Raw genomic sequence first — 12689 nt, 5'->3', positions numbered from 1 at the left:
GGGGCGGGGGCTTGGCGTCGGCGGTGCCCGGCGGGCCCCTGGCCGGGGTCACCACTCGGGGCGCGTCCCGCCGACCCGGGTGTTCGCCGCGTCTGCGGCCGGACGCCGTGCGCAGGTGCCTCCGCCGACCGCGGTGCGCGCATCCGCGGGCTCGCGGTGGTCGACGGGCCCGCAACCGGGCGCCGTACTCGGCGTGCCTCGCCGGCCGGGGCGCTCGGCGCGCCTCCCGGCGGGCTTGTGCTCAGCGGGCCGATGGGTTCAACTCGCTGCGGTCGATGCCCAGTTCACGGGCCAGCGCCTCATCGGCCCACTGAAGCATCGCCGCACGGGACAGCGACCCGGCGTACGACGTCATCTGGACGGCCAGCCCGTCCAGGAACGCCGTCAGCCGCCAGGCCGCCGCCGCCGGGTCCTCGCACGGGAACTCGCCGGCGGCCGCGCCCTCCGCTATGACCTCCGTCAGCGCGGACTTCCACTGCTGGTCGAGGTCGCGGAACACGTCCCGCAGCGCCGGTTCGCGCAGCGCGGCGGCCCAGGCGTCGATCCACAGCCGCCAGCCCTTGGCCTGGCCCGTCGGCGCGTACCAGCGCACCGCGGCGCGCAGCCGGCGCAGTGCGCTGGTACGCCGGCCGAGCAGCTTGCGCAGATGGGCCAGATCCGCGTCGGCGGCATGCGTGAAGGCGGCCGCGACCAACTTCTCCTTCGTGGAGAAGTGGTAGAGCACCAGCGCGCTGCTCACGCCGAGGGCGGCGGCGACGTCGGCGATCCGTACGGCCGCCACACCCCGCTCTTGAATCTGCTGGACGGCGGCGCCGAGCAGTTCCTCGCGCCTCTCCGCCACGCTCAACCGGACTCTGGCCACGGCGTCACAGTACACAGCCGATCTTGGATGAAGTCCAGCCCTGCAACAGCATCACCTCACACCACGCCGGTACCTGTTGTGCGTGTCCGTGGCGTGCCCGTGGCGCGTCTGCGGGACGCCGGTGAGATGTCCATGGGCTCTCATGCGGCGCCCACACCGTCCGCGGCGGCCGGGGCCGCGGTCTGCTCGGGAGCCGGGACCTCGCAGTGGTCGTTGAAGCCCTGGCTGGTCAGGCCGAGCGCGGTGTTCATCCGGGACCGCAGGTTCTCCACCGCGACCATCGTCGTGAGCTCGACGAACGCCGCCTCGCCCAGCGTGGCGACCAGCCGCGCGGCGAGGTCGTCGTCGATCTCGGGCGGGTTCGCGGTCACGGCCTCTGCGAACTCCATCACGTCGCGCTCCAGCGGTGTGTACGCGTCGCTCTCCCGCCACCGGGGCACCTCGCGGATCTTGCGGGCGTCCATCCCGCGCTGCCGGCTCTCCCAGTGGCCGAAGTCCATGCACCAGCTGCAGCCGATGGACGCGGCGGAGGCCATCACCGCGAGCGCCTTGAGGTCGGCGTCCAGCTTCTTCCACTTGCCGACCGCCAGCTCGAAGCGCAGATCCGCCCACAGCACCCCGGGGTGGTGCCCCAGCGCGCGGACCGGGTCGAGAACCTTGCCGTAGGTGCGCCGGGAGTACCACTCGACGGCGCGCAGGAAGAGAGTGGGGCGCGGTTCGAGGGAAATGCGGGCCATGACGTGCTCCTCGTCGTCTGAAATCCGTGTGCTGTCACGGGTACGACGGACCTGGCGGCGCCGAATGTGACATGGCGGCGGACCGTTTCGAGGAACACCGGAACGCGGGCGGGCGTTGCCAGGTCAAGGCGGAGTGTCCGGGCCGGGCGGCCTGCGGACCGGCCCGAACCGCATCCGAACCGCACATAATGGAATGACTTCCGAGCATCAGGAGGTGCCGTGTCCGGCGCTGGTTCCCCCCACTCGCTGCGCTCGCGGCTGCGCTCGCACAGGCCGGCCGCCTTCGGGGCCGACCCGGCCGGAGAACGCATGGCGCGCATCCGCCGCTCGCCGAACTTCGTCGACGGCGTCTTCCGGAACCCGGAAGGGTCCAGGACGGCACCGTCGGGCAGCTCCATGATGGAGTTCGCCAAGGTCTACTTCGCCAGGGAGTCGCGGGCCCGCCGGGTGCCGGCTGGTCCCGTACCCGTGCATCGGACCACGGCCGCCGACCTCGCCCGGCCCGCCGCGTCCGGGCTCCGCCTCACCTGGATGGGGCACTCCAGCGTCCTTGCGGAGATCGACGGCCGCCGGGTGCTCTTCGACCCGGTCTGGGGAGAGCGGTGCTCTCCGTTCCCCTTCGCCGGGCCCAAGCGCCTGCACCCGGTGCCCGCCCCGATCGCGGCCCTCGGCAGCGTCGACGTCGTCGTGATCTCCCACGACCACTACGACCACCTCGACCTGCCCACCATCCGTGCGCTGGCAGCAAGCGACACGGTCTTCGCCGTGCCGCTCGGCGTCGGCGCCCACCTCGAGCGCTGGGGCGTCTCCCCGGACCGGCTGCGCGAGCTGGACTGGAACGAGTCCACGGAGGTGGCCGGCCTCCGGCTGACGGCGACCCCCGCGCGCCACTTCTGCGGGCGCGGACTGCGCAACCAGCAGCACACCCTGTGGGCCTCGTGGGTCGTCGCCGGGCCCGAGCACCGGCTCTACCACAGCGGCGACACGGGGTACTTCCCCGGCTTCAAGGACATCGGGGCGGAGCACGGACCCTTCGACGTCACGATGATCCAGATCGGCGCGTACTCCGAGTACTGGCCCAAGAACCACAACGGTGTGCCCGATCCGGGGCCGTGGCCGGACATCCACATGACGCCCGACGAAGGGGTCCGGGCCCAGCTCGACCTCCAGCGGGGCAAGCCGCACGGCGTCCTGCTCCCCATCCACTGGGGCACGTTCAACCTCGCGCCCCACCCGTGGCACGAGCCCGCCGAACGCACCCTGCACGCCGGGCACAAGGTCGGCCAGACCGTCGCGACGCCGCGACCGGGGCAGCCGTTCGAGCCGTCGGCCATGGACTCCGCCCACCCCTGGTGGCGCGAGGTCGCCGGGACCCCGTCCGGCGGCTGGGCTGCCTGGCCGGCCGTCGCGACGACCACGATCAAGGACCACCGCGAACCCGACCTGGCGGCCGACCGCTAGCGCCACGACGGCTGCGCAGGCAGCCCGCAGCCACCGACCGGACCGGCGCCGCGGACGGCCTACGGCCGGCAGCCCCACCACCGACCGGGCAGCGCCTCCGCCGCCCCACCCGGCGGCCCCGCCGCCGACCAGGCAACGTCGACCCCGACCGGCCAGCGCCGCCCCGACCGGCCAGCCCGCCGACAAGGCAGCTGCGCCGCTGGCCTGCGGCCGGCAGCCCCGCTGCCGACACCAGCCGGGTGGGGCCGGCGCTTACCCCAGCCGGGCCGGTGCCGCCGGCAACGTCGCCGCTGACCGGCCAGCGCCGACCCGGCCGCCCCGCAGGGCCCGTCACCCCCGTGGCGGGGCCGTGCTGTCCCTCAGCACCAGCCTCGTCGGGACGAGGGCCGTGCCCGGTTCGGCGCTCTGGAGGCGCATCTGGCGCAGCACGCCCGCCACGCAACGGCGACCCACCTCGGCGAAGTCCTGGTGGACGGTGGTGAGCGGTGGCAGGAAGGAGCCGGACTCCGGGATGTCGTCGAAGCCGATCACGCTCACGTCCTGCGGGACCCTCCGGCCCCGTTCCTGAAGCGCCCTCAGCAGCCCCAGGGCCATCTGGTCGTTCGCCGCGAAGACCGCCGTGCAGTCGGGTTCGGCCGCCAGCCGCAGGCCGGCGCGGTAGCCGGACTCCGCCGACCAGTCGCCCCGCACCAGCGGCGGCGGGACGCGTCCCGCCTCGGTGAGCGTGGCGCGCCAGGCCGCTGCGCGGCGTTGCGCGGCGAAGGACTCCTCGGGGCCCGCGAGGTGCCACACCGTGCGGTGGCCGAGGTCGAGCAGGTGCCGGACGGCGGCGCGCGACCCGCCGGCCTGGTCGGTGTCGACGACGCTGTAGCGGTCGCCCGCGTCGGAGTCGGCCACGACGACCTGGACGTTCGGCGGCAGGGCGACGGTCGCGGTGTCGAGGAGGTGGACCTCCATGATGACGATGACGGCGTCGACGGCCAGTTCCCCCAGGCGGGAGAAGGCGCCGCGCACCTCGTCCTGGGTGGGCACGGCGACCGGCAGCAGGGTGACGGCGTACCCCTCCTCCGCGGCCGAGGTGGCGATCGCCTCCAGGGTGCGGACGTTGCCGGTGGTGGAGAGGGAGAACAGGATGACGCCGATGGTGCGGAACTCGCCGCGCTTGAGGGCGCGGGCGGCGCTGTTGGGCCGGTAGCCCAGCTCCTTCATCGCGGCGAGGACCTGCTGCCGGGTCTCCTCCGTCACGCCGGGAAAGCCGTTGGAGACCCGGGAGACCGTCTGTGAGGAGACGCCGGCGACGCGTGCGACGTCGGCCATGGAGGCCGTACGGGTACGCCGCGTGGTCGGTCCGCCCGGGTGCTTCCGGGTCTGCCGCCCGCCCACTGGTGTGCTGTCCGCGATGTCCACCCGGCTCCTCCCACCTACCGGCGTCGAATCCGCCCGCCGACCCTTGACGCTCGTCCTGGGGGCAGTGTAGACATTCCGCCATCCGATGTTTACGTAAACATAACAGCTCTCCGGATCGCCGGTGGCCTCTATGTTTGCGTAAACATCGAGTCGCCCCGAGAGCCGGCGCCCGGTTCCCGGACACCCGAGCGAGGAACGACATGACGACGCTACGACCCCCACCTGCCGAGGAGGTCGGTGCCGACCGGCCGGAGCGGCGGATGCGGCCCGTGAAACGGCAGAGGTACGCGTGGACCGGCTGGGGCTTCATGGCCCCGTTCGTGATCGTCTTCGCCCTCGTGTTCCTCGCCCCGATCGCCTATTCGCTGTTCCTGAGCCTCTTCCGGGAACAACTCATCGGCGGCAACCAGTTCGTGGGCCTCGACAACTACCGACGCGCCCTCGAGGACCCGCAGTTCTGGTCCGGGCTGGGCAGGGTCACGCTCTTCCTCGCCGTGCAGGTGCCGATCATGCTCGGCATCTCACTGCTCGTGGCACTCGCGCTGGACAGCGGCCGCCTCTACGGCAAGAGCTTCTTCCGCATCTCGGTCTTTCTGCCGTACGCGGTTCCCGCCGTCGTCGCCAGCCTGATGTGGGGCTTCATGTACGGCACCCGCTTCGGGCTCCTCGGGGACGTCAACGACGCGCTGGGCACCGCGCTCCCGGACCCGCTCTCGCCGGACCTGGTGCTCGCCTCGATCGGCAACATCGTCACCTGGGAGTTCGTGGGCTACAACATGCTCATCTTCTACTCCGCGCTCCGGGTGATACCCCACTCCCTCTACGAGGCCGCGGAGATCGACGGCGCCGGCCAGATCCGCGTCGTCACCGCGATCAAGCTGCCCGCCATCCGGGGCGCGCTGGTCATCGCGACGATCTTCTCCGTCATCGGCAGCTTCCAGCTCTTCAACGAGCCGAGCATCCTGCGGAACCTCGCCCCCAACGCGATCACGACGTACTTCACGCCGAACCTCTACACGTACTCGCTGGCCTTCTCCGGCGGGCAGCACAACTACGCCGCGACGGTCGCCATCGTGATGGGCCTGGTGACCATGGTCATCGCCTACGCGGTCCAGCTGCGCGGCATCCGGAAGGGAGCGTGAACGATGGGCAGCCCCACCGTGACCGCGTCCGGCGGCACCCCGAAGTCCACCGCCCGCGGCGCGCCGAGACTGCGGACCAGGACCCCGCGCCGCGTCGAGCCGGGACCGCGCCGCACCCGCCGCAGCGTCCTGCTCACCGTGCTCACCGGACTGGTCCTGCTCTACAGTCTGGTGCCGCTGTGCTGGCTGCTGATCAGCGCCACGAAGACCCAGGAGGGCCTGTCCGGCTCCTTCGGCCTCTGGTTCAGTGACGACTTCGCGCTCTGGGACAACATCGCCCAGACCTTCGGCTACGACGACGGCGTCTTCACCCGCTGGCTGCTCAACACCCTGCTGTACGTGGTCGTCGGCGCCGGCGGAGCCACCTTCCTGGCGGTGCTGGGCGGCTACGCGCTGGCGAAGTTCCAGTTCCCCGGCAAGCGCGCGGTGTTCGCCGTCGTCATCGGCGCGGTGGCCGTCCCGGGGACGGCACTGGCGGTGCCCACCTTCCTGATGTTCAGCAAGCTGGGCCTGACCGACACCCCGTGGGCGGTGATCATCCCCTCGCTCATCTCCCCGTTCGGCCTCTACCTCATGTGGGTCTTCGCCACCGAGGCGATTCCCACCGAGCTGATGGAGGCCGCCCGCATCGACGGCGCGAGCGAGGCGCGCATCTTCTTCCGGGTGGGCATGCCCCTGCTCGCGCCCGGCCTCGTCACCGTGCTGCTGTTCACGATGGTCGCCACCTGGAACAACTACTTCCTGCCGCTGATCATGATCAAGGACCCGGACTGGTACCCCCTGACCCTGGGCCTGAACGCATGGAACGCCCAGGCGGCGACGGCCGGTGGCGAAGCCGTCTTCCACCTCGTGATCACCGGATCGCTGATCACGATCCTGCCTCTCATCGCCGCCTTCCTGCTGCTCCAGAAGTACTGGCGGTCCGGGCTCGCCGCCGGAAGCGTCAAGGAATAGCCGCCCGTCGCCCCGGCCCCCCAGCTCCAACCCGCGCCGTTTCGGACCTCGACGAAATGGAATCACCTCATGTCCCTGAAGACCCGCCGCGCCCTGAGCGGCACTGCCCTCCTCTGCGCCCTCGCCCTGCCGGCCACCGCCTGCGGCGGCTCGTCCGACACCTCGGGCCCGCAGGCCCTGTCGGAGAAGGACATCCAGGCGGCCCTGGAGAAGGGCGGCACCATCAAGGTCTGGGCCTGGGAGCCCACGCTGAAGTCGGTCGCCGCCGACTTCCGGAAGAAGTACCCGAAGGTCAAGGTCGAACTCGTCAACCCCGGTACCTCCAACGACGCGTACACCGCCCTGAGCAACGCCGTCTCCGCCGGCAAGGGCGTGCCCGACGTCGCCCAGATCGAGTACTTCGCCCTGGGCCAGTACACCCTGGGCAAGTCCCTCACCGACCTGTCCGCCTTCGGCGCGAAGGACCTGGCCGGCAAGTACACCCCCGGCCCCTGGAACGCCGTCGCCACCGAGCAGGGCGTGCATGGCCTGCCCATGGACTCCGGGCCGATGGCGCTGTTCTACAACAAGAAGGTCTTCGACAAGCACGGCATCGACGTGCCGACCACCTGGGACGAGTACGTCGAAGCCGGCCGCAAACTCCACAAGGCCGACCCGGACGTCTACATCGCCAACGACACCGGCGACGCCGGGATGACGTCGAGCATGCTGTGGCAGGCCGGCTCCCGCCCCTTCAAGACCGAGGGGAGCGACATCACCGTCGACTTCTCCGAGCAGACCACCACCACGTACACCGCGACCTGGCAGAAGCTGATCTCCGAGGACCTGCTCGCCCCCATCACCGGCTGGACGGACGAGTGGTACCAGGGCCTCGGCGACGGCACCATCGCCACCCTGGTCTCCGCCGCCTGGATGCCCGCCAACTTCGCCTCCGGCGTCAAGGGAGCCTCCGGCGACTGGCGCGCCGCCCCGCTGCCCCAGTGGAAGGCGGGCGGCAAGGCGAGCGCCGAGAACGGCGGCAGCTCCCTCACCCTGCCGGAGACCGGCAAGAACGAGGCCCTGGCCTACGCCTTCGTCCGGTACGCCAACGCCGGTGAGGGAGTGAAGACCCGCATCTCCGAGGGCGCCTTCCCCGCCACCAGGGCGGAGCTGGAGTCGGAGGAGTTCCAGAACACCGAGTTCGAGTACTTCGGCGGCCAGCAGGCCAACAAGATATTCGCCGAGTCCGCCGCCATGGTCGCCGACGACTGGACCTACCTCCCCTACCAGGCGTACGCCAACTCGGTCTTCAACGACACCGCCGGCCAGGCCTACGTCTCCGGCACACCCCTGGCCGACGGGCTGCGGAACTGGAAGCAGGCCATCGTCAAGTACGGCACCGAGCAGGGCTTCAGCGTCAACAAGTAGCCGGCACGCCACCCCCGCCCCCGCGGGCGCATCGGAAGGACCATCATGATCAGCACCCTCCTGTCCCAGCGGCACCCCGGGCCGGACGGTGAACCCACCCGCCGGATCGCCTACGGCGCCGACTACAACCCCGACCAGTGGCCGCGCAAGGTATGGGACGAGGACGTCCGGCTGATGCGCGAGGCCGGCGTCAACATCGTCTCCCTCGCCATCTTCTCCTGGGCCCGAATCCAACCGGCCGAGGACCAGTGGGACTTCGGCTGGCTCGACGAGGTCATGGACCTGCTGCACGCCCACGGCATCGGCGTCGACCTGGCCACCGCCACCGCCTCGCCGCCGCCCTGGCTCACCACCGCCCACCCCGACGTGCTGCCCGTCACCGCCTCCGGGGAGACGCTCTCGCCGGGCGCCCGCCAGCACTGGCGGCCCACCTCGCCCGTCTTCCGCACCCACGCGCTGCGCCTGGTGACCGCCCTCGCGACCCGCTACGCGGACCACCCCGCCCTGGTCGCCTGGCACATCTCCAACGAACTCGGCTGCCACAACGTCCACGACTACTCCGACGACGCCGCCCGCGCCTTCCGGGACTGGCTGCGCGGCCGCTACGAAACCCTCGACGGTCTCAACAACGCCTGGGGCACCGCCTTCTGGTCCCAGCGCTACAGCGACTGGGAGCAGATCCTGCCGCCCCGGCTGGCCGCCTCCCACCCCAACCCGACGCAGCAGCTCGATTTCAAGCGCTTCTCCTCCGACGCGCTGAAGGAGTATCTGCGCGCGGAACGCGACGTACTGCGCCGGCTCACCCCCGACGTCCCGGTCACCACCAACTTCATGGTGATGCCCGGCATCAAGGGCATGAACTACGCCGACTGGGCCGACGAGATCGACTTCGTCTCCAACGACCACTACACCCACCCGGGCCCGCAGGCGCGCGACGAGCTGTCCTTCTCCGCCAACCTCACCAGCGGCATCTCCGGCGGCCGCCCCTGGTTCCTGATGGAGCACTCCACCAGCGCGGTCAACTGGCAGCCCGTCAACCTGCCCAAGAAGAAGGGGGAGCTGGGCCGCGACTCCCTGCTGCACGTGGCCCACGGCGCCGACGCCGTCTGCTTCTTCCAGTGGCGCCAGTCCGCCGCCGGCGCGGAGAAGTACCACTCCGCGATGGTGCCGCACGCCGGCGCCGACAGCGACGTCTTCCGCTCCGTCGTGGACCTCGGCACGACCCTCGGCGAACTGACCCCGGTCGCCGGGTCCGTACGGGAGCCGGCGCAGGCCGCGGTCCTCTTCGACTGGGAGTCGTGGTGGGCGAGCGAACAGGACTCCCATCCCACCTCGCGGCTCAGCTACCACCAGGAAGCCCTCGACTGGTACTCCGCCCTCCTCGACCTCGGCATCCGTGCCGACGTCGTCCCCGCGGACACCGACCTCGACGGGTACCGGCTCGTCGTCGCACCGGTCCTGCACATGATGCCCGCGGCCCTGGCCAAGCGGCTCACCCGGTACGCCGAGAACGGCGGCCACCTCGTCACCACCTACTTCTCGGGCATCGTCGACGAGAACGACCACATCTGGCTCGGCGGCTACCCCGGCGCGCTGCGGGACCTTCTCGGCGTCCGCGCGGAGGAGTTCGGTCCGCTGCCCGACGGGGAGAGCGTTGCCCTGGACGACGGCACCACCGGCACCCTGTGGACCGACCGCCTCGCCGTCACCGACCCCGCCACCGAGGTGCTCGCCCGCTACGCGGCCGGCGAGCAGGCCGGCCGCCCCGCCGTCACCCGTCGCACCACCGGCGCCGGTTCGGCCGGTTACGTCTCCACCCGCCTCGGCCGGGACGGGCTCACCCGGCTGCTGCCGCGGCTGCTCGCCCCGGCGGGAGTGGAGAGCGAACTGCCCGAGGAGGCCCGTGGCCGCGTCGAAGCCACCGTGCGCACCGCCGCCGGCAGCCGCTACCTCTTCCTGGTCAACCGCACCGACGACCGGGTGACCGTGCCGGGCCTGGCGGGCGAGGTGCTGGTCGGCGAGGCCGCCGTCCCCGGCGCGCTCACCGTGGCCCCGCGCGGAGTGACCGTACTGCGGCAGCCCGCCGGCTGACCCGCACGCCGTCCGTCCGCCGCGCGTTGCGGCACACCGGGCCGCGGCCTCGTAACTCAGAGGCCGCGGCCCGGTCGCGTGTGCGCCGCCGGTCGGGGAAGTACGCCGGGCCGACGGCCTCACCCTCCGTATTCGTGCTGCCGTGCGAGTCCTCATACCGGAGTGGGACGAATGACGGGGAACTTCGACAACTGACCGTCGGACGCCTTCCCCGCGCGGCTACCGTGTGTGTCCGGTGATCGACGGTGGGTTCCCGTCCGCGTGCCCGGAGCCCGCCGTGGAGTCATGCCGACCGGACGTCGGCCGGACGCCGACCGACAGCACTGTGCCGATCCCTGGGGCCCCACGTACCGAGGACGCTGATGTCTCAACTACGCGCACCCGCCGCGCGGTCCGACCGCCGCGAGGGCGGACGTCACGGCCGGCCGGGCTCCCGCGCCCTGGCGGCCGCGAGCCGGACGCCGTCCGCGGCCGCGCCGCCGGAAACCCGTATACGAACCCGCCTGCTGCGCACCGCTGTGCTGCCGACCGTGGTCGCCGCCCTCAGCGGCGTGATCGCCGTCGCTCTCACGGTGCATGCCGCCGGTCCCGGGCCGTCCGCCGGCCTGTGGGTGGCGCTGATCCTGCCGGCTGGGGTCGCCCTGGCTGCCGTGGCCGTCGCCGCACGCGGCGCCGAACGCACGGCCAGGTCCGTGCTCGACCGCTGCTCGGAGCTGCGCCGCACCACCGCCCGCGCCCAGAACGACCTGCGTACCGCCGTCGACAGGCTCCGGCGCGGCGAGGGCCCGCCGCCCCGCCCGGCGCCGCCGCAGCGGGCGCCGGGTGGCGGGGACGAGTTCGACCTGCTCGCCCAGGAGCTGGTGCGCTCGCACGACACCGCGCTGACGGCCGTGGTGCAGGCGTCCCGGCTCTCCAGCAGCGTGGGCAACGAGCAGAAGGTCGAGGTCTTCGTCAATCTGGCCCGCCGGCTCCAGTCCCTGGTGCACCGTGAGATCCAGCTCCTCGACGACCTGGAGAACGACGTCGAGGACCCGGAGCTGCTCAAGGGCCTGTTCCATGTCGACCACCTCGCCACCCGGATCCGCAGGCACGCCGAAAATCTTGCAGTCCTCGGCGGCGCCGTCTCCCGGCGGCAGTGGTCCCACCCGGTCACCATGACGGAGGTGCTCAGGTCCGCGATCGCCGAGGTCGAGCAGTACCCCAGGGTCAAGCTCGTGCCGCCGATCGACGGCACACTGCGCGGACACGCGGTCGCCGACGTGATCCACCTCCTCGCGGAACTCGTCGAGAACGCCACGCTGTTCTCCGCCCCGCACACCCAGGTGCTGCTGCGCGCCACGCACGTCACCGCCGGCCTCGCCGTCGAGGTCGAGGACCGGGGCCTGGGCATGCCGCTGTCCGAGCAGGACAGGATGAACGCCCTGCTCGCCGACCCCGACCAGGTCAACGTCGCCCATCTGCTCCAGGACGCCAGGATCGGCCTGTTCGTCGTCTCCGCGCTGGCCCGCCGCCACGGCATCGTCGTACGGCTCCAGTCGAACATCTACGGAGGCGTCCAGGCCGTACTCGTCCTTCCGCAGGGGCTGCTCGGCGGCGACCGGGAAGAGGCCGGGCAGAGCGCGAGCGCCGCCGCACCTGAAGCGCCCACCACCGGGCCCCACTTCGCGGCCATGTCACCGCCCACGCTGCCCACTTCCGCACAGCCGGACCGGTCCGCACAGTCCGACCGGCCCCGCCCCGTGCCGGCGCAGCGCGAACCGGCCGTCGGCGGTGCGCCCGCCGAGCCGCCGCCCGTACAGGTCGAGCACCTCGAACGCCCGTATCCCGGCGCGCCCGGCCCCGGCCCGGACCATCCACCGCACGAGCCTGCCCCCGGCCCCGCTCCTGTCTCCGCGCCCGACCCAGATCCCGAGCAGGCCCGTACCGCGCCGCAGGGCCCCGCCCCACAGGTCGTCCGCGGCACCGTCGGCCGACCCCAACTGCCCAGACGCCGCAGCCAGGAGCACCTCGTCCCACAGCTGCGGGACACGCCCGCCCCGCGCGGGGACGACGAGCCCGCCCTGCACGACCCCGGACTGATGGCGGCCTTCCAGCGGGGCATCGACCTCGCGGAGACCCGGCCGGAGCGCGCGCCCCGGCCCGCCGGCCCGACCGACGCCCCGCACACCGACCACACCAAGGAGTAATACGCCATGGCGAGCGATGTGCCGACCGGCCATGTCTCGGACCTCGACTGGCTGTTGAGCGGTCTGGTCCAGCGTGTCCCGTACACCCGCAGTGCGGTACTGCTCTCCTCCGACGGACTGGTGAAGTCGGTGCACGGCCTGGACAGCGACAGGGCGGACCACATGGCCGCCCTGGCCTCCGGCCTCTACTCCCTGGGCCGCAGCGCCGGCACGCGCTTCAGCGACGGGGGAGAGGTGCGCCAGGTCGTGGTCGAGCTCGACTCCACGCTGCTGTTCGTCACCACGGCCGGCTCCGGCTCCTGTCTCGCCGTGCTCGCCGGACGGGAGGCCGACGCCGCCGTACTGGGCTACGAGATGGCCATGCTGGTCAAGAGCGTGCGCCCGTATCTCGCCACCCCCGCCAGAGCGGCCGCGGGAGCCCCGGGCGCCGCAGGACGGTGAC

General features: G+C 72.1%; 10 protein-coding genes. 7 read left to right on the top strand and 3 right to left on the bottom strand.

The genetic code is table 11. From position 1 onward, the window contains the following. Positions 1-241: 241 nt before the first annotated feature. Positions 242-862 (bottom strand): TetR/AcrR family transcriptional regulator, encoded by a 621-nt coding sequence (locus ACWD01_RS17905; protein ID WP_451162798.1) that lies wholly within the window; start codon positions 860-862, stop codon positions 242-244. Positions 863-1002: 140 nt separating this feature from the next. Beyond that, positions 1003-1599: a carboxymuconolactone decarboxylase family protein gene (locus ACWD01_RS17900; RefSeq protein WP_451162796.1), complete on the bottom strand. Its 597-nt coding sequence runs from the start codon at positions 1597-1599 to the stop codon at positions 1003-1005. Between the two features lie 219 nt (positions 1600-1818). Here ACWD01_RS17900 and ACWD01_RS17895 point away from each other — a divergent pair, with 219 nt between their 5' ends. Beyond that, positions 1819-3060: an MBL fold metallo-hydrolase gene (locus ACWD01_RS17895; RefSeq protein WP_451162794.1), complete on the top strand. Its 1242-nt coding sequence runs from the start codon at positions 1819-1821 to the stop codon at positions 3058-3060. Between the two features lie 330 nt (positions 3061-3390). Here the strand turns inward: ACWD01_RS17895 and ACWD01_RS17890 are convergent, their stop codons facing one another. Beyond that, positions 3391-4377, bottom strand: coding sequence for a LacI family DNA-binding transcriptional regulator (locus tag ACWD01_RS17890; protein ID WP_451162879.1), 987 nt, complete (start codon positions 4375-4377; stop codon positions 3391-3393). 290 nt (positions 4378-4667) lie between these two features. Between ACWD01_RS17890 and ACWD01_RS17885 the strand changes: the two genes are divergently transcribed. From ACWD01_RS17885 to ACWD01_RS17860, 6 genes are all read left to right on the top strand, one after another. After that, positions 4668-5609: a carbohydrate ABC transporter permease gene (locus ACWD01_RS17885; RefSeq protein ID WP_451162792.1), complete on the top strand. Its 942-nt coding sequence runs from the start codon at positions 4668-4670 to the stop codon at positions 5607-5609. 3 nt (positions 5610-5612) lie between these two features. After that, positions 5613-6563 (top strand): carbohydrate ABC transporter permease, encoded by a 951-nt coding sequence (locus tag ACWD01_RS17880; protein ID WP_451162790.1) that lies wholly within the window; start codon positions 5613-5615, stop codon positions 6561-6563. Positions 6564-6632: 69 nt separating this feature from the next. Next, complete coding sequence (locus ACWD01_RS17875) at positions 6633-7970, top strand: extracellular solute-binding protein (RefSeq protein ID WP_451162788.1); 1338 nt, start codon at positions 6633-6635, stop codon at positions 7968-7970. A 45-nt stretch (positions 7971-8015) separates the two neighbouring features. Further along, positions 8016-10061: a beta-galactosidase gene (locus tag ACWD01_RS17870; protein WP_451162786.1), complete on the top strand. Its 2046-nt coding sequence runs from the start codon at positions 8016-8018 to the stop codon at positions 10059-10061. A 362-nt stretch (positions 10062-10423) separates the two neighbouring features. Next, positions 10424-12247 (top strand): ATP-binding protein, encoded by a 1824-nt coding sequence (locus ACWD01_RS17865; protein WP_451162784.1) that lies wholly within the window; start codon positions 10424-10426, stop codon positions 12245-12247. A gap of 6 nt (positions 12248-12253) precedes the next feature. Continuing rightward, complete coding sequence (locus ACWD01_RS17860; RefSeq protein WP_451162782.1) at positions 12254-12688, top strand: roadblock/LC7 domain-containing protein; 435 nt, start codon at positions 12254-12256, stop codon at positions 12686-12688. Position 12689: the final 1 nt, after the last annotated feature.

This window comes from Streptomyces sp. NPDC002835 (genome assembly GCF_053591995.1).
This window is presented reverse-complemented; position numbering and strand designations above follow the sequence as displayed.